Source organism: Streptomyces sp. E-08 (assembly GCF_049913095.1).
Taxonomy (GTDB): Bacteria; Actinomycetota; Actinomycetes; order Streptomycetales; family Streptomycetaceae; genus Streptomyces.
In genome coordinates, this window is sequence record NZ_CP183971.1 from 212,062 (window position 1) to 229,072 (window position 17,011).

19 protein-coding genes are annotated in these 17,011 nt (G+C 70.6%); 4 read left to right on the forward strand and 15 right to left on the reverse strand.

The features are described from left to right. The first annotated feature begins 2 nt into the window (after window positions 1–2). Genes ACN9MM_RS01075 through ACN9MM_RS01085 form a run of 3 tightly spaced genes read left to right on the forward strand, consistent with a single transcriptional unit; the run spans window position 3 to window position 4,259 of the window. Window positions 3–1,724 carry a hypothetical protein gene (locus tag ACN9MM_RS01075; RefSeq protein ID WP_426361834.1) on the forward strand — a complete coding sequence of 574 codons (1,722 nt, stop codon included), beginning with the start codon at window positions 3–5 and terminating at the stop codon, window positions 1,722–1,724. After that, window positions 1,724–2,815: a WD40 repeat domain-containing protein gene (locus ACN9MM_RS01080; protein WP_426361835.1), complete on the forward strand. Its 1,092-nt coding sequence runs from the start codon at window positions 1,724–1,726 to the stop codon at window positions 2,813–2,815. Before ACN9MM_RS01075 ends, ACN9MM_RS01080 begins: the two co-directional genes overlap by 1 nt. Before the next feature lie 37 nt (window positions 2,816–2,852). Beyond that, a complete protein-coding gene (locus ACN9MM_RS01085) occupies window positions 2,853–4,259 on the forward strand; it encodes an Ig-like domain-containing protein (protein ID WP_426361836.1) in 1,407 nt (468 codons plus the stop codon). Here the strand turns inward: ACN9MM_RS01085 and ACN9MM_RS01090 are convergent. The 6 genes from ACN9MM_RS01090 to ACN9MM_RS01115 form a co-directional block, all read right to left on the reverse strand. After that, window positions 4,226–4,540 carry a hypothetical protein gene (locus ACN9MM_RS01090; RefSeq protein ID WP_426361837.1) on the reverse strand — a complete coding sequence of 105 codons (315 nt, stop codon included), beginning with the start codon at window positions 4,538–4,540 and terminating at the stop codon, window positions 4,226–4,228. The genes ACN9MM_RS01085 and ACN9MM_RS01090 overlap by 34 nt on opposite strands. After that, entirely contained in the window at window positions 4,527–5,753 is a 1,227-nt protein-coding gene (locus tag ACN9MM_RS01095) for a neprosin family prolyl endopeptidase (protein ID WP_426361838.1), read from the reverse strand. Before ACN9MM_RS01095 ends, ACN9MM_RS01090 begins: the two co-directional genes overlap by 14 nt. Window positions 5,754–5,893: 140 nt before the next feature. Beyond that, window positions 5,894–6,391 carry a hypothetical protein gene (locus tag ACN9MM_RS01100; protein WP_426361839.1) on the reverse strand — a complete coding sequence of 166 codons (498 nt, stop codon included), beginning with the start codon at window positions 6,389–6,391 and terminating at the stop codon, window positions 5,894–5,896. 127 nt (window positions 6,392–6,518) lie between these two features. Then, entirely contained in the window at window positions 6,519–7,037 is a 519-nt protein-coding gene (locus ACN9MM_RS01105) for a papain-like cysteine protease family protein (RefSeq protein ID WP_426361840.1), read from the reverse strand. A gap of 310 nt (window positions 7,038–7,347) precedes the next feature. Next, window positions 7,348–8,481: a hypothetical protein gene (locus tag ACN9MM_RS01110; RefSeq protein ID WP_426361841.1), complete on the reverse strand. Its 1,134-nt coding sequence runs from the start codon at window positions 8,479–8,481 to the stop codon at window positions 7,348–7,350. Between the two features lie 358 nt (window positions 8,482–8,839). Continuing rightward, window positions 8,840–9,217 (reverse strand): nuclear transport factor 2 family protein, encoded by a 378-nt coding sequence (locus tag ACN9MM_RS01115; protein WP_426361842.1) that lies wholly within the window; start codon window positions 9,215–9,217, stop codon window positions 8,840–8,842. A 372-nt stretch (window positions 9,218–9,589) separates the two neighbouring features. Here ACN9MM_RS01115 and ACN9MM_RS01120 point away from each other — a divergent pair, with 372 nt between their 5' ends. Beyond that, window positions 9,590–10,237: a YoaK family protein gene (locus ACN9MM_RS01120; RefSeq protein ID WP_426361843.1), complete on the forward strand. Its 648-nt coding sequence runs from the start codon at window positions 9,590–9,592 to the stop codon at window positions 10,235–10,237. Between the two features lie 291 nt (window positions 10,238–10,528). Here ACN9MM_RS01120 and ACN9MM_RS01125 read toward each other — a convergent pair whose 3' ends face one another. The 9 genes from ACN9MM_RS01125 to ACN9MM_RS01165 form a co-directional block, all read right to left on the reverse strand. Next, window positions 10,529–11,467, reverse strand: a complete 939-nt coding sequence (locus ACN9MM_RS01125) for a MurR/RpiR family transcriptional regulator (RefSeq protein ID WP_426361844.1) — start codon at window positions 11,465–11,467, stop codon at window positions 10,529–10,531. Window positions 11,468–11,676: 209 nt separating this feature from the next. Beyond that, complete coding sequence (locus tag ACN9MM_RS01130) at window positions 11,677–12,138, reverse strand: DoxX family protein (RefSeq protein WP_426361845.1); 462 nt, start codon at window positions 12,136–12,138, stop codon at window positions 11,677–11,679. 82 nt (window positions 12,139–12,220) lie between these two features. Further along, window positions 12,221–12,655, reverse strand: coding sequence for a YdeI/OmpD-associated family protein (locus ACN9MM_RS01135; RefSeq protein WP_426361846.1), 435 nt, complete (start codon window positions 12,653–12,655; stop codon window positions 12,221–12,223). 82 nt (window positions 12,656–12,737) lie between these two features. Continuing rightward, entirely contained in the window at window positions 12,738–13,397 is a 660-nt protein-coding gene (locus ACN9MM_RS01140) for a glyoxalase (protein ID WP_426361847.1), read from the reverse strand. Between the two features lie 362 nt (window positions 13,398–13,759). Continuing rightward, window positions 13,760–14,128: a hypothetical protein gene (locus ACN9MM_RS01145; protein ID WP_426361848.1), complete on the reverse strand. Its 369-nt coding sequence runs from the start codon at window positions 14,126–14,128 to the stop codon at window positions 13,760–13,762. Between the two features lie 95 nt (window positions 14,129–14,223). Next, window positions 14,224–14,595, reverse strand: a complete 372-nt coding sequence (locus ACN9MM_RS01150; protein WP_426361849.1) for an STAS domain-containing protein — start codon at window positions 14,593–14,595, stop codon at window positions 14,224–14,226. Between the two features lie 132 nt (window positions 14,596–14,727). Then, window positions 14,728–15,570: a class II glutamine amidotransferase gene (locus ACN9MM_RS01155; RefSeq protein ID WP_426361850.1), complete on the reverse strand. Its 843-nt coding sequence runs from the start codon at window positions 15,568–15,570 to the stop codon at window positions 14,728–14,730. A 98-nt stretch (window positions 15,571–15,668) separates the two neighbouring features. Beyond that, window positions 15,669–16,394: a hypothetical protein gene (locus ACN9MM_RS01160; protein ID WP_426361851.1), complete on the reverse strand. Its 726-nt coding sequence runs from the start codon at window positions 16,392–16,394 to the stop codon at window positions 15,669–15,671. 16 nt (window positions 16,395–16,410) lie between these two features. Continuing rightward, window positions 16,411–16,971, reverse strand: coding sequence for a hypothetical protein (locus tag ACN9MM_RS01165; protein WP_426361852.1), 561 nt, complete (start codon window positions 16,969–16,971; stop codon window positions 16,411–16,413). Window positions 16,972–17,011 lie beyond the last annotated feature (40 nt).

The following is a 17,011-nucleotide window of genomic DNA, read 5'->3' on the forward strand; positions in this document are numbered from 1 at the left end:
CGGTGTTCGATGTCATGTACTTCGGCCAGTTCCACCGCGTGGAGCCGGTGGTCAGGCCGAGTGGCACGGGCGGCCAGCTCGACGACGGGCTCGCGGCACGGGTCGCCGACCCGCTGTTCCTCCTGGCCCGGCAGTGGCAGGTCGCCGAGTTCGCGGGCGAGGACGGCGGCTCGCCCGTCTGGTGCACCCTCAGCACCGAAAGCACCCCTCTCAGTTCCTTCCTTCCGTCCGCCGACGGCACGGCGGTCCCCCTGCCGAAGGGGGTGCCGCTGGAGTTCCTCGCGGAGGCCGGGGCTGCGGCGGGCGAGAGCGCGCGGCAGCTCACGCTGCGCGCCGCCGCCCGCGCCGGCGCGCGGTTCCTCACCACCCTCCGTACCGTGAATCTGTCCGTCGGCGTCTTGGACGACATCGACGAGGCGGTCCTCGCGAAGGCGCCGCTTCCGGGGCCCGGGAGCGATCCGGAACTCGACCCGCTGCGCCGCGATCCCGCCGGGCGGGCCCTGCGCGAGGTCCTCGCGGGCCGGGCGCCGGACGGGGCCGCGCTCGCCGGACATCTGGCCGACGGATGGCGGCCGCCGGGGCTCACCGGCGCCCAGCGGACCGCCTTCGACGAGGCGGCCGACCTCTGGCTGACCTGGTTCGGGGAGCGGTACCGGCCGCCGGTCACGTCCAGCTGGGCACGGGAACGCCTGGAGCACCGCTTCGCGGTCACCGCCGCGCCCGGCGGCCGGACGGTGACGCTGACCGCTCCCGAGTACACGGGCGGTGCCGCCGACGCGTACCACTTCGACCTCGACACCGGCGGCGGCGCGCTGCCCGCGCCTGTCGGCGGTACGCCGGTGGGGATGCTGCCCACCCGGGTCACGTATCCCGGCATGCCGGCCGAACGCTGGTGGGAGTTCGAGGACACCACCGTCAACCTGCCCGACATCAGCGCGGGCGTGCCGGACCTGGCCCGGCTCCTCGTCGTCGAATTCGCGAACGTCTACGGAAACGACCACTGGATCATCCCGGTGGAGCTGGCCACGAGCGCGCTGCACCGGATCGCCTCGCTCACGGTCGTCGACACCTTCGAGGAGACGACCCTGATCGAGTCCGCCGACGACGACCACTGGTCGGTGTTCCGTCTGACGGACGCCGCGAGCGGCGCGCCGGCGCCGCCTCTCCTTCCGCTGCTGCCGACCGCCTCGGCCCGCCTCGAAGGCGCCCCCGTCGAGGAAGTCCTGTTCGCCCGCGACGAGATGGCCAACCTGGGCTTCGCGATCGAGCGGATCGTGCAGAGCGCCACCGGCAGACCGCGGATCCGGGCCGACGAACCGCCGGACGACGGACCGCAGGTCTCGCCGGCCGACCCGGCGGCGCTCGCCTACCGCCTCCTGACGTCCGTACCGCCGTACTGGATCCCCCTGGTACCCGTGCCACTGGAGCAGGGCGCGGCGGCCGTCTGCCTGCGACGCGGGCAGATCCCCCGCTTCAGCGCGGACGGCACCCGGCTCCCCCAGGTCAAAGCGGCCGGCCGGATCCTCGAACCGGAGGTGAAGCGGGTGTTCTTCCGCGACGAGGAGGTCCCCCGCGCGGGAGTGACCGTCTGCCGCGTGCCGGTCGTGGCCCGCGGCGAGGACGGCCGGACCTACCAGTGGGTGGGCCGCCGCGTCCGGGCCGGTCGGGGCGAGGCGTCCAGCGCCCTCGCGTTCGACGGAGCCGTACCGCCGAAGGGGTCGTGATGAACGCGGAAGCCAGGACGAACGCATCCACCGGGACGCGCGTGCCGGGCGGCGAGCGGGGCAGGATCAGCCCGCTCGGCGACCGCCTGCGGCAGGAAACCACCGCCGTGAGGAGCACGACCCGCGCGGTGGGCGAGATCACCACGCCCAGGGCACTGATGGTCCTCGACCTCACCTCGGACGACGCCGAGATCGTCGGAGTGGACTTCATCGGGTACGTGTACCGGTGGGACCGGCTGCTCGGCCAACCGCTGTCCGACCCGGTCCAGGTGCACCCACGCACGGTCTACGCGATGCTGCTCACCCCCGACGACCACGAGATCGTCATCGGCGGTGGCGACGGTGTCCTGCGCCGCTGGGACCGGGTGAACGGAACCCCTGTGGGCGAGCCCCTCACCGGCCACCGCAGCCGCATCCGGGGCCTCGCCGTCACCCGCGACGGACAGGAACTCGTCTCCGCCTCCCAGGACGGCACGGCACGCCGCTGGAACCGAACGGCCGGCCTCTCGCTCGGCAACTCCTTGGTGGGGCACGCGGGAACGGTACGGGCGGTCGCCCTCGCCGCCGAGGAGGACATCATCGTCACGGCCGGGCAGGACGGCACCGTGCGGCGCTGGAACCGGTGGGACGGCGTCCCCATCGGCGAGCCGATCCTCGGTCACAGCGGCCCGATCCAGGCGCTCGCGGCCTCTCCCGACGGACGGGTCGTCGCCTCCGGAGGTCGGGACGGCACGGTGCGCCGCTGGGACCTCGGCTCGGGCCGGCCGCTGGGAGCGCCGCTCGTCCTCGACTCGTCCGTGTGGTCGGTGCTGCTCACGAGCGACGGCGAAGTCGCGGCGGGCAGCGCCCACGGCCTCCTGCACCGCTGGGACCGCACGGGACAGCGCATCGGCGCGGCCGTCGCGGCCCACAAATGGGGCGTGCCGTCCCTCGCGGTCACGCGGGACGAGACCGAACTCGTCACCTGCGGCTGGGACAAGACGATCCGCCGCTGGGCGCGGGTCACGGGGGAGCCCACCCGGTCGGCCCGGAAGGAGACCCGGATCGACCTCGTACCGCGTCTGGAGATCACCGGCACGACACCGTTCTGACCCACTCCCCCGCACCGCCGACCGATCGGGAGAGCCGATGCCGGCCATCACCATCGACACCTCACAGCTGACGTTTCCCCTTGTCGCCGTCACCGACGGCGGATACGCATCCGCGGACGGAGCCGTACCCGCGTACGCGGACGGGGCCGGGTATACGGTCCCGTCCGCGTACGGCACCCGGCCCGGGACCCGGTTCCTCGACGGAGCGGCCGACCCGCCGCCCGAGGTCTCGCTCCCGCCCCGTACGGGCTACCGCCTGCGGGTCGCCCACGCCGCCACGGCAGCCGTCACCTTCGACGTGCGCGAGGACGGCACGCTCGACTTCGACCCGGAGTTCGATGCCTTCCTCGGCGGCCGCGGCGGACGGCGGCTGACCGTGCGCGGCGTCCGCGTCACCGTCGATGCCCGGGGTCTCGACCACGCGCTCGTGCCGGACCTGCCGGACGCGGAACCCCTGGCGCCGGACCGGGTCCACGAGCTGAGGCTGCTGCCCGCCTCCGGGTACCGGCTGCGGGTCGCAGCGGGTACCGCCGAAGGCGGCCTCGGCTTCTCCGTCGCGCGGGACGGCCGGGTCCGGATCGACCCGGACGCGGCCGCCTTCGCCGACGCCTCCGGGCACACCCTGACAGTCCACGGGCACACGATCACCGTCGACGGCCGCGCGCTCTCCCACGACCTGCTGCCCGTCGGCGCGCCTGCCGCCGGCACGGGCTTCCTGCCACGCACCTCGACGCACCGGCTCAGGCTGCTGCCGGCCTCCGGGTACCTCCTCCAGGCGGGCCCCGGGGTGCCCGCCGACCTCGCCTACACGGTCCGGCCCGACGGGACCGTCGACTACGAGGAGTCCTGCGACCCGTTCCTGACGGGACGCGGCACGGACACGCTCGTCGTCGGCGGGTTTCCGGTGGTGCTCTCGACGGTCCGGGCGGACAGCGACCTCCTCGGCGTCACGGCCCTGGACTCCCTGCCCCAGACCCCCCGCGAGCTGACGGCCGTCCTCGCCCCGGCGACGGGCTACCTCGCGCGGACCGCACACGGCCTGTGCAGTGCCTTCGGGCTCGACCGCGACGGCGCCTTCGCCATCGATCCGTCGACCGCCCGCTCCTTCGTCGTCCGGCCGGCCCTGACCATGGGGTCGCTCACCACACTGACGGTACGGGTCACGCCGACGGTCCCGGGTGGTCGCCCGCCGCGCGGCCCCGTCACCTTCAGCTCGGACGGCCGGGTGCTCGGCACGGTCCTCCTGGACGAGGTGGGCATGGCGACGCTGCGGACGGCGGACCTGCCCGCGGACGGGGCCGGGATCGTCGTCTCGTACGAGGGCGACGACGACCACGGTCCGTGCCGCGTGACCGTTCCCGCCCGCCCTGCGGGAGCTCCTCCGGCGTCCCGGGGCGTGACCTCGGCGTCTCAGGGGGACTCGGGCGGCGATACGGCCCCGTGAGACGGCGGCTCATCGGGGTTGCGGGTCGCCGGGGAGTCGGTGACGATCCGCTTGCCGTCGAGCCTGTAGTCGCGGCGACGGCGCCGGGGCACGTACCCGTCAGGGCAGAGCCTCACGCCCCCCGGCGGGGCGCCCCCCGCCTGCGAGGGCGAGGGCGGGTACGGCGGGGGCTCCGCCGCCCCGCCCGCCTCGTCGATCCGGACGCACTCGATGTCCGGATCGACCTCGGAGGGAATCACCTCGGGCCGGTCGTCCTCGGCCGGAGCGTCACTCGACTCCACCCGGGCCTCCCCAGTAGCAGTTCGAGCCCCAGGTCGTCGTTCCGGAGAAATCGACCACTATCCTGTAGGCGTTCGGGTTGGTCTCGTGGATGTAGCCGTGCATCGGGACCATCGTTCCGGAGGTGTCGGACTGATAGGCCAGGTTGCGCACGTAGGCCGCACGGGTCCAGCCCTCGAACGGGAAGTAGCCGCTGCCCATCTGTGTGCGCGTCGGGCCCGGGTGGCCGATCTCGTCCACGACCTCACCGCCCCAGTCGATGGACTGCGCCGAGTTGAGCAGCCCCGCGGCGTTGAACAGACCGTCGGGGCCGCCGGCGGGGTAGTACCCCATCCATTCGTTGCCTATCCGGACCCACCAGTTGCCGTTGAAGAGCGTGACTTTGATGCCGAGGTCGTACTGGCTCCCGAAGTACACGCTCTCCGCGAGTCGCATGGTCGGGTAGACCGTGGTCGACGCCTGCTTCCAGCCGAGTACGTCGGTGTTGTAGCCGCCCTTCTTCGGGCCGCTGGCCGTGTAGTTGTTGGTCGTGTAGAAGATGAACAGGTGCGGCGACCAGTCCCCGTAGAGGCCCTTGTAGGTCTGCGCGCCCACCTCGACGGTCTGCCCGTCGGTCGTGCCGGGCGCGAAGCTGCCCCGCACCACCCACTCCTGCCCGAGGGAGAACTCGTCCGACCACTCGACGAAGGGCCGCCAGGTGTTGATGAAGCCCTCCGTCCCGTAGTTCGTGACCTGCTGGATGACGTGCGCGTACTTGTGGGGGGAGACGGCCGCCGGCGCGACACCGGGATCGTCGGGCGGGGTCACGACCTTCGCGCGTGAACCCTTCGCGAGGTAGTCCTGCAGCGTGCCGGTGGCGGTGATGCTGTCCAACTGCTTGCGTATGACCGGGACCGTACCGGGAGGACCCTTCTCGGCGTTGCCGGCGGCCACCTCGAAGGGCTGGGGGGACGTGGGCCGGTCGGCGTTGCCGGGGCGTTTCGCGTACTCGAGTTCGGGCGGCTCGGCATCGGCCTCGCTGGGAACCCAGTCGAGGTCCTCGCCGTACGAGGTGGTGGTGCGGGCGATGACATCGCGTCGCGCGTACAGGTCCTTGAAGTACTGCCGGATCTCGTCGAGCCGCTCCGCGGCCTCACGCTCCAGCTCCCGGCCCCCTCGCGGTGGCGGGGCTGACTTCGGCGCGTCCGGGTTCCGTTCGATCCTGCCGATTTCCATGGTTCCCTCCTTCAGGGCTTCCAGCTCGACCCGCAGGGAGCCGACGCCGAACCGGATGAACCGGGGCCCCACACGGGGGTCGGCTCAGCCGGCCTCCTCCTGACCGGAAGCGCCGGGATCCGGCATGATTCCGGACCCGATCAGGCGTTGCCGCCGTTGCTGCCCGGTGGAGAGGCATCGAACTCCAGGCGGAACCGTGCCGGCGCCTCGAGCACGTCCAGCAGGTCGCCCTCGCGGTAGACCTGGCCTGCCTGCAGGAACTCCGGGGCAGGAGCGAGCGGGATGAAGAGGTCGTCGTCTCCGTCGAGCCGACGCAGCCACAACAGGAAGGACCAGAGCGCCGGAATCTGGAGGGTGTGGAGTTCGTACCGGCCCGACCGTGCCTCGGGCAGCTCGTCGAGTGCCCGAACGGCCGAAGCGGTCGACCGCACGAAGGGTCCCATGTTGATCTCCTCCAGCAACGGGGGTCGCCGGTCCGTGCCGACGGACACCTCACTGCTCGCCACGGCCTCCTCCTCGGCCACGACCAGATACCGCCAGCCGGTGATCGGCAGGTCCCTGATCGATGGGCGCGCGAGGATCTGCCGGAGTCCGATGTAGTGCATCGGATGCGGGACCGCGAGACTCACATCCGACACGGGCAGTCTTCGCGTGCCGGCCATCGGTCCCTGTTCGCCTTGGGTGAGCTGAGCAATCTGCCGGAACCCCGTCAGCGCGATCGACTCCGAATTTCCGGGCGGTGTTGCGTATTCGACAGCCATGGGTTCACCTCGTGAGGAACGAGTGCGTCCAGGATCCTCCCCCGTGGTAATGGGCGGGGAACTCGGCTATGTCAAAGGTGCGATGGTGAACGATCGCAGGGCCATAGGCGGAGTCCTGAACGTTGAGGTAGGTGAGCAGGAAGGGCCATTCGGGAAGGTGGATGTCGGCATATCCGTGGACGACCACGAAGTGCGCACCCCCACCGTTCCACTGGATCCTCACAGCCACCGGCCGGGATGCGTCGATCTCGTCTCTGAGGGTGGGCGTCTCTCCGCCCTCCACTTGCTTCAGGTGGTCGAGCGCGGTCAAACCCCAGTCAAGGCGCCAGTCCTTGTCGCACACCTCCACTGTCGGTGCATCGCAGCAGGTCCCCGTCCCCAGCTCCAGGTCCACCAACAGGCATTGATACCAACCGGAGTTCGGGTTGTAGTACTTCTCGATGCTGACTGCCGTCGCCGCCCAGCACCAATGCTTCATCTGCTGGTTCTGCATCGCGAACGGGAAGAAGAAGTTGGCTGGCACGACATCCACCTCTTCGGCTGGTCGGGACCAGGCCTCCTCTTCCAGAACACACCCCCTCTCGGGTGGCGTCAAACGCTTCACCGGACTCGGATGGGCCTCGAACCCGCCCCCGGGTCACCCAGGGTGATCCCGGTGACGCAACGATGACCGCGTTCGTTGAAAACCGTCCCTTCATGCCCTGACTCACCCCGATGAACGGGGCTGTCCAGGACGGCTCCGGCGCCGTGATCTCACCAGCCCTGCCGAGGTCGTCCGCTGGGGCGGAGTAGCTCTGAGCGACGTCCGCGAAATCCGTCTGCCACTGCTGAGATCAGCGCAGCGGCGGCCAGGGCCCGTCCAGCAGACGGCCCGCCTCCTCGACGATCTGTTCCGCCAGGTGTTCCCTGTCTCCCTTTCGGATCGCCGCCCCATCGTTGTAGGCGTCGGTCTTCTCGACCAGTGCCGTGAGCTGCTGGGGCCGGGCCAAGGGGCCCCACCCTTCGTACGTGATCAGGTCACCGCCGGCACCGGGGTCCAGGCTGCCGTTCACGATCAGCCGGAGCCACCAGCGCACGAGCTCCCAGCGGGCCGCTTCCCAGGGGAGGTCAGTGGTGTCGGCCGGGAGTTCCCGGAGCAGCCCGAGTTCGCCCAGCACCTGGTCGAAGAGGGCGTCGGCCTGCTCGTGCTCGGAGCGGGACAGGCCGGCGAGGAGGGCGAGGGACTCCGTCTCGACGCCGAGGAGCAAGGCCGTGAGGCCGGCTTCGATGAGCTGCTCCGGGTGGTGCCGACGGTCGATCAGGCGCTCCGTGGCCAGCATCCGGAGGCAGTCGACGGCCTCCGACGCGCTCGTGGCGTACGGCGTGAACGGCGTGGGCAGGGTGACGTCGATGCCCGGTCCACCCTCCACGAAGTACGACCAGAAGCCGACGGTCGCGTGGGCGAGGAGGCTGCTCGACCGGCCGGCGAATTCGTGATGGATGTAGTCGGTGAGGTCGTTCCCGTAGAGGATGATGTCGGTCTGGTGGACGGACAGGACGGGGTGACCGTGCTCGCCCGCCGTGCCGGGCAGGTAGCGGTGCCCGTAGACCGGGACCAGCTGCGGCGCACTCTCCAGCTCGGTCCTCGCGGCGCGCAGTGCCTCGGAAGTCTCCGCCGGCCTCGACGGCCAGGCAGGATGCCAGAACCCGTTGTGCTCCACGTCGAAGAGCAGCCCCTCCACCGGCCGTGCCAGCCGCGCGGACAGGTCCTCGGGGTCGCCGTCGCGCCAGTCGGGCCACCGCGACGAGCCGTGCGGGAGCCCGGCGGCGAGGAAGACACGGTGGTCTGCCGAGAAGGTGAAGCCGAACCGCGTCTCGACCGCGTAGAGCTCCCGCTCGGTCAGGCCCGGACCGATCTCGGTTCGAAGCACGCCTTGCAGGGCACGGGCGGCTTCCAGGGTCAGTCGTGGGGTCGAAGGCGTGTTCACGCCTGCCAGCGTAGTGAGCGGTACGGCCGCACCCGCCAGGAGGTTGTCGCGGTCCGCTACCTGCGGGCGGGAGGCCGTCCCCGCCTGCTCAGTCGTGACGACGAGGACGTCGTCATCCGGACGGCCCCACCCGCCCCGGCAAGCTCGGCCGGCCCTTCACCCGCTGGTCGATCCGCAGACTCGCCGCCTCCCTGCGGAAACTGCACGGCCGGACGCAAGGAACGCGCCCGCATCGGCAGCGAAAAGGGCATCCGCTGGGGCGGACGCCCCCTCAACACCGCAGCCTGACCGCCGCGAACAGCAGCCCCCGAACGCCGACGGGGCAGGTTCAGGAGAAGGACAGCGACGGAAGGATGACTCAGGAGGCGGACGGCTCGATCTCCCCCGCGAAGACGATGAGCTGGTCGATGAGGCTCCGTCGCAGATGGACCACGTCCGTTCCCGCCAGGCGGGGGCCTCCGTCAGGTGTGGTGAAGACCCACTGGTACCGGGCCCATTCGTGCGGCATGTCCACCGCTGAGCAGCGCACCATCGTGCCGGTCCCCGCCGGGTGGCGCCGGATGTCCAGCACGAACCGCTCGACCGCCGCGATTCCTTCGCTGCGACCCAACGGCCCCCAGAAGACCACGTCTGAGGTCAGGGCCTGGGAGAGCAGGGCGGTCACATAGCTGTCGTCCGAGGCGTTGAACGCGGAGATGAACGTGTCGATCGCGGAGCGTGCGGTCTCTTCCTGCATGCCCCAGTAATACCAGTCGTTTCGCGTGCGCTCGTCCCACGAGCCGCCTTCCGATCACGGTGAACCATCGCGGTCACAGCACTGGTTCGCGTTCGGCAGCGGTCTGGGCCAAGAGTCGGCGCGGGTGATTGCCACCGAACTCGGCAGCGGCGAGGGTGGTGACGAGGGCCGGCCAGGCCGCGAGGACCCGTCCGGGCCGTTGGACGCCGAGGGGGCCGGGGGCCTGAGGGCGATGGCGCCTCGGCCGTTCGAGCGGCGCGTGCCCACGATCTGCCGCGGACGTTCGCGGACCGTCGTGGCCTCTGTTCCACTGAGGGCGTGAAGTGGGCGCGGGCAGTGAGCGGAGGGACGAGTGAGGCGGCGGCCCGGTGGATGTTCCCCGAAGGTCACCGCTACGCGCGGCTCGCCCCGCTGCTCCTCGTGCTGACGTTCGTCAGCGGCCTGGTCGACGCGGCGAGCTTCCTCGGGCTCGGGCGGGTCTTCGTGGCCAACATGACCGGCAACGTGGTCTTCCTCGGGTTCGCCCTGTCCGGCGTCGCCCAGTTGTCGGCCCTGGCCTCCGTCGTGGCACTGACGGGCTTCCTGGCCGGGGCGGTCGCGGGTGGTTCGTGGCGCCGCGACGTGGAGGCCGGAAGGCTCTTCGCACCGCTGGTCGCGGTGCAGGCGCTCCTGGCCGCGTTCGCGCTCGCCGCCGAGATGGCCGGTGGGGGGCGCTACGCCGTGCTGGTCCCCCTGGCCTGCGGCATGGGCCTGCAGAACGCCGTCGTGCACCGTCTCGGGCTCCCTGATCTGACCACCACGGTCATGACCCGGACCCTCACGGGGCTGGCGGCGGACCGCCCGGGACGGGCGACCGTACGACGAGGGGTGTCGGTGACGGCCCTCGCCGCAGGAGCGCTGAGCGGGGGGCTCCTGTACGCCCGAGGCGGCGTGGAGGTGGTCGTCGTCACGGTCCTGGCCCTGCTGCTCGTCGTCGCCCTCGCCGGACGCCGGTGGCGCCGAGCGCCGGAGGCTACGTGATCAGCGGATCGGAATCCGGGCCCGACAACGGGCTCTGCGTGGCGGCTCCGACCCAGGGGTTGATCGGAGCCGCCACAGAGCACCCGCGACAACGCGGTGCAGGCCGTAGAAGCATCGGGGCCGCTAGAGGAGGAGGGGGCGCGGCCTTCGATGTTCTGTTCGGGCCCGTGGGGCCTCTGTAGTAAATATATATACCGCCGAGTACGCAAGGGCATGAAAATTTTCATGCCAGACGATCGCGCCCCGGAGGCCAGACCCCCGGCCGACCGTCGCGGTCCGTCACGGTCGGTGTCAGTCGTCCAGGAAGAAATCGTGCTGTTCCGCCGCATGCTCGTACTTCTCAAGCCGCGTCTGCGTACGCTCCGGGTCCGCGTCCGCGATCGCCTGGAGGATGGCCGCGGACAGCACCCCCGGCGCCGCGTACGAGTCGAAGACGAGCCGCGAGCCCGTGCCCGCGGTGAAGACCTCGTCGGCCTCGTCGACCAGCGGCCCGAGTGCGAGGTCCGTGATCAGTGCGACGCGCAGCCCGACACCGCGGGCCGCACGCACGACGGCGAGGGTCTCCTTGGCGTGCCGCGGCATCGCGAAGGCCAGCACCCACGTGCCGCCCGCCTCGCGCGCCTGGAGCAGACCGTCATAGGCGACGCTGCCACCCCTCGTCACCACCCGGACATCAGGATGGATGCGCCGCGCCGCGTACGCGAAGTACTCGGCGAGGGAGACCGAGATACGCAGGCCCACGACCGTCAGAGGAACGGACCGGGCCAGCTCACGGCCGATGCCGACGATCCGGTCGGGGTCGGCGAGGGCGCGCCGCAGCGACGTCAGGTTCTCGATCTCGGCGTCGATCGCCGACTGGAGCTCGTTTCGATGCCGCTCCTCACCCTCGCCGGGCGCACCGGCGACCGCGCTCAGCGCGATGGGCTGCAGAGCCTCCCGGAGCGCGGGATAACCGCTGAACCCGAGCGACGAGGCGAACCGGGTCACGGACGGCTGACTGACCCCCACGCGCTCCGCGAGCTCGGTGATGGAAAGGAACGCGGCCTCGGTGAGGTGATCGGTCAGGAACTGGGCGATACGCCGCTGCGCGGGAGACAGCCGGTGCCCGCCGAACAACGCCCGCACCCGCTCCGCGGGAGACGCGGCCACCGCCTCGCCCCCGGCCCCGGACGCACGCCCTCCCGGCGTGATCGCGGCCGCCTGCGCACGCTCCCGCTGCCCGGATGCCACAGAATGCCTCCTCCTCGTCCCACTGCCGCCCAAGATAGTTCACCCACGCCCCTCCCCCACGAGCCCGAACCACCGGCCGCGGCCGGCACCAAGCCAGGGGGAGAACTCCCTCACGGGGCCACACACCCCAGGGGCGCGCACCGTGGGACCGTCCTGATCGTCGCCGGAACCGATGGAGGGGCGAGAAGGCCGCCGCGGATCGGGGCAGGTCAGGGATTCCCCCGGAGGTGCCGCATCCTTGTCATCCCGTTCGACGGACGTGCAGTTCGGGCTGTCGGCGCGGCAGGAGCCCGCAGGAGGTCGCGCCAGTCGGCAGGCCAATGGGCCAGCGCGATGACGCCCATGATGAGGAGGTGGGCCGGCGCGGCCCAGCTCTCCACCGCCGGGTCGTGGTTCACGATGTGGGTCGTGACCGCGCCGGTGAGCACGAACATCAGCGTCGTGGCACCCAGGAAGCGCGTGCGCCGGTCGGGGATCACGAGCAGGACGGCGGCGACACCCTCCAACGCTCCGACCACGAAGCGCATCCAGGCGGGGTAACCCCACTCGACGAACTTCACGGAGTACGCAGAGCTGAATATCGTGTCGCCGGGCCAGTACTTGGTCACGGCTCCCAGCGCGAACTCAAAGGCCAGGAACCAGTACAGACCGGTCATCAGTCGCTTCGACATGCTTGTCCTTCAGGTGGAAGAGGGCAGCGTCAGGCCTCCGCACGGCGATCGCGGTGCCGTGCGGAGTCCGTGTTCTGGGGGGTCAGCCCCTCAGAGTGGCGATGGCCTTCTCGATGCGCCGCAGGCGCGTCTCGGGCTTCTTCGCGCTCTCGATGGCGCGTACGTGCTCACGCTTGCGGCTGTGCGTGAGTTTGTCGTACGCGGCGCGGGCGACGGGGTCGTCGTCCAGGGCCCGGGCGAAGTCCGCGGGCTCGACGACGACACGCGGCTCGGTGTCGAGCTCCAGCTCGACCTCGACCTCCTCGCCGATCGTGACACCGGCGGCCTGCCGGTTGGCGTTGCTCAGGCCGAGCAGGTTGCGGCCCCGCAGGATGGCGATCCGGCTCTTCCAGGAATGGCCGTTGACGGTGATCGTCACCGGCGGTCGCGCGCCCCCGCCGAGCGCTGCCACCACCTCGGGCGGAACCTCCAGGCCCCGCATGGGCTCCGGCGGCTCGACCTGTGCCCGAAACTTCATGATCCTTCTCCTCATTGTTCTCGCGTCGGCGTTCTCGCGTCGGCGGGTGTTCGCCGGTCCATCGGTACGACAGGGCAGGCGGTCAGGACAGCGTGGGGGCGGGTGACGCGGCCGCCTCCCAGGCGAACCCGTCCAGGTCGGCGAAGGCGCCGGCGGTGCTGCCGAGGACGACGCGGTGCGAGCCGGTGCCGTCGACGGGGACGCCGAGGTCCTTGGCCAGGGCACGGCGCTTGTACAGCGCCAGCTTCACGGCGCCGGACCGCCCCGGGGTGAACTCGGCGTACTTGCCGCCGAAGCTCTTCGCCACCGTCAGGCCGCGGCCGACGTAGAACTCCCTGGTGGCCTTCACGTCCTCGACGCCGATCAGGAGCACGACGTCATCGATCTCCCGGGACGCGGGACCGGAGTGCTTCTTCTCCGAGGTCGCGATCTTCCAGATCGTCCCGTCCGGGGCCCGGACGACACCGCTGTAACCCCACAACGACCTCGCGGCCGGCTTCAGCACCGTCGCACCGGCCTCAACGGCGGCGCCCATGAAGCCGTCGACCGTCGCCGCACCTGAGACCGTGAGCGCCAGGGTGAAGCCGCGGAATCCGGAGGAGTACGCCTCGGACGCCCGCAGACGTACGTGGGTGTCCACACCGAAAGCGCTGTAGAAACGACGAGCGGCCTCGAGATCCGCCACCTCAAGGGTGACCGACGCGAGAGACGTGCTGACTGCGGTGGAAGCCGTGGTTGCCATGCCCACCAAGCTAGGGGCCGCACGGCAGCCGTCGCTTCTCGAATCCTGACCGGTCCTCGCCGGGCCCGTCCACGGCCGCCCGCCTGTCGCCCTGCGAGCCGATGCGCACACCCGAGACCCTCACACCTGGTTACGTCCTCTGCTACGAGTGCGACGGCCTCGGCCGGTGTCCCGGATGCGGTGGCCGCGGGTGGGTGCTCCGCGAACCCCACCGGAGGAAGCGATGCGCAGAATGCGGCACCAGGCAGGTCTGCCCCATCTGCCAGGGGCACGGTGAGTTGAGCGCCTCCAGTCTGTCGCCGTACCAACGCGGCTACTACCCGGAACTGGGCCGACACTGAGACGGCTCGACGACCTCGGCCTCACTGTCGTTCGTCCATACGGATGGCACGCCGCAGGCTGTCAGCCGCTTCGTGGCTCGTGCCCTCGCACTGCTCCAGCAGCGCCTCGGCAATCGCGTCCAGCTTGCGCTGTACGGCGTGCGAGTCACGCCGTTCGGTGTTCTTCAGCAGGGCGATCAACAGGAGGTTGACCGACGTCATGACATCTCCGGCGAAGATCAGCCAGGACAGCGGTGGGTGCACGAAGTGCAGGGCGATCGTGCCGAGGACCAGGAGTACGCACAGAACGTAGAACATCGGGGAGCTGGTGACGTTCGACGCCCGATCCGAGAACGCGGCGAACCGGCCGTGCCCGGTACCGCCCCGCTCGGCGGGGTGATCAGTGGTCATGCCCGCCATGTTCCCTGGACATGCCCCATCCCCTCAGGACCCTGGGCGACGGGCGCGCCTCGGCGCGACCGCCCGGACGTGACACGCCCGCCCCGCTACAGGGTCGAACGCGGTTCCTCCCGTCCGAGGACGTGGCTCTTCGCGAACAGTCCGGCCGTCCCGGTGGCGGCCAGAAGGCGCAGCATCTGATGGCCGGGTGCCCCCAGCCGGAGGGGGTGACCGGACTCCATGGCCGTTCTCCTGACGGCCAGGAGCACGTCGAGACCGGAGGAGTCGCAGAAGGACGAGTACCTCAGATCGATGATCACCTCGGCGCCCGGTGCCGCCTCGCCGATCGCCTTGAGCAGAGTGCGCCGCGTCTCTTCCGCATGGTGGATGTCCAAGTCCCCCGCCACCCGTACGGCGACCGGTTGCGGAGGCACTTCGGCTTGACGGGGTTCCGTAGCTTCGTTCTCCACATCGGCCATCACGACGGCTCACCTCGAAGGGCGACTGCCCGGAATCGGCCGCCGCATGCGGTCGTTCCTCGTCGTCGCGGAGCCTCGAATCGAGACAAGGACGGTAGAAAGAACGGAAGAACGGAATGACGGAAAGCCGGATCAACCGTCGTACGCGGGTTCCGGAGCGAAGGGATGCAGCATGTCATCGTCGGTGGAGATGACGCGGTAGCTGCTCTCCGGAACCTCGTTCCAGGCTCCGGGCAGGTCGTCGAGGGGTTCGGACACGATGAGGCGCGTCTCCGGTGAGATGTCCCGCAGGAAGGACACGTCGGGGTGTAGCCGCCGCAGGTCGTCGACCCGGCTGCTGTAGAACAGAGAGCGCGAAGCACGCTCGCTGGAGTAGCGGAAGGCCCAGACGCGTTCGCCGTCCGTGAGCGCGACGGTCATCTGGAGGGGGAACTCCACCCCGTGCTCGCGGCCGACGCGCTCCACTGCCCCTGCCATCCGGGCCACGGCTGCCGGCGGGTCCTGTTCCAGACCGAAGGTGACGGTGAGATAGAACATCACCTCGGAGTCCGTCGTTCCTTCGAGGTCGGCGTAGAGCGCGGGGTCGATGAGCAGGGCGAGGTCACGGCGCATGAGGTGGAAGCCGGCTATGGCGCCGTTGTGCATGAACATCCAGGGGCCGTGCCGGAACGGGTGGCAGTTGGACTGCTGCACCGCCGTTCCGGTGGAAGCCCGGATGTGGGCGAAGAACAACGGCGAACGGACGTGATCCGCCAACTCCCGCAGATTGCGGTTGTTCCAGGCGGGTCCGACGTCCCTGAGCAGCGCCGGGGTGTCACTCTCCGCGGTGTACCAGCCGATGCCGAATCCGTCGCCGTTCGTGGTTTCCACGCCGAGCTTGGCGTTCCGGCTCTGGTCGATCAGCGAGTGGGCCGGTTTGTACAAGATGGTGTCCAGCAGCACCGGCGTACCTGCGTACACGAGCCAGCGGCACATGAGTCATCACCTACCCGAAGGGGCCGCGCCCTTGCCGTACGCGCGCACCTGGTTGCTCTCGCACGGGACTGTCGGATCCACGGATTCGCGTGCGTACGTCAGGTGGTGAGGAGCCGGTTGAAGAACGTGCGGTACTGGCGCAGGGCCTTGCGCAGGCTCTCCGTGTCGACGTCCCCGCCCTCGTTCCACTGGCCTTCCAGGTCCTTCTTGCGGTCCGCGAACGTGGCGGCGAGCCTACGGATCACGTCGGTGACGAGCGAGTCGGCCTCGTGCACGGCCTCGCGGGGATCGTCGACGAACCGGCTCTGGATCTCGTGCCAGCGGTCACGGAAGGCGTGCTCGTCCTCGGGGTCGAGCAGGCGCGCGGGTGCGCCCTCCTCGCCCACCCCCTCGGAGCGGGTGGCGTCCTCGCCGAGCCCGGTCGGGGCGTCGGGCTCACGGGCGTGCTCGGGGATGGACTCGCGTTCCGTGCCGGTGTGGGTGAGGATTCCGGCTTCGCGCTCCGTACCGGGTTCGCGTTCCGTCCCGGTGTCCGTGGCCGTACCGGTGTCCGTGACTGTGTCGGTGTCCGTGGCTGGGTCGGTGTCCGTGGCGGTACCGGTGTCCGTAGCTGGGTCGGTGTCCGTGACTGTGTCGGCGTCCGTGGTTGTGTCGGAGCCGCTCCCGGATTCGGCCGGGGCGGTGCGGGGATGGGTGTCGGCTACTCCGCTGCCGGGGGCGGCGTCCCGCTCGCCGCCGCCGATGTCGGTGCTCTCGCCGGGGTACACCGGCGGCGGCGCGTCCGAACCGGCGCCGCGCCGCTCCCGTGTGTCGTGCTCGCGCATGTCGTGCGCCTCCTCGTCAGGTCCGGTCGGGACGGGGTGCGTCGCCGTCGGAGAGAAGTTCGTCGAAGAGGGCCCGGTAGTGCACCATCGCTCCTCGCAACTGTTCGGTGGTGGCCTGCCGCGAGGAGCTGAGCGTGTTGATCTCGTGCGCCGCCCGGTAGTGCTCCAGCGTCTGGCCGTGCTCGACCGAGAGGTCTCGCGTCTGCTGCTCGAAACCCTCCGTGGGGTAGCCCCGCTCGCGCATGAGCGAGGTCACCAGACTGTCCGCGTCGCGCACCGCTCCCTCGGGGCGGTCCACGAACTGCTCCTGGACTCCGCGCCACCGAGCGGCATAGCGCTCCCGCGCCCCGCTCGACAGCGGCTCGATGTCCAGGGCCTCATGGCGCTTCTCACGCGTCCCGAGGTCGTACTCGGCGGCCCGCCTGCTTCCGGCATCGTCGACCGTACGGTCGTACTCGGGCCCGAACCGCTCACGCAGCCGGTTGCGGCGGCGCCTGTCCAGCGCGATGGCCAGCACGATCACCGCGAGCACCACCGCGACGGGTATGACGATGGCGAGAATCGTTCCTGTCGACATCGGCCTCGCGCTCCCTCGGGTCTCATCCCCGTGTCCATGG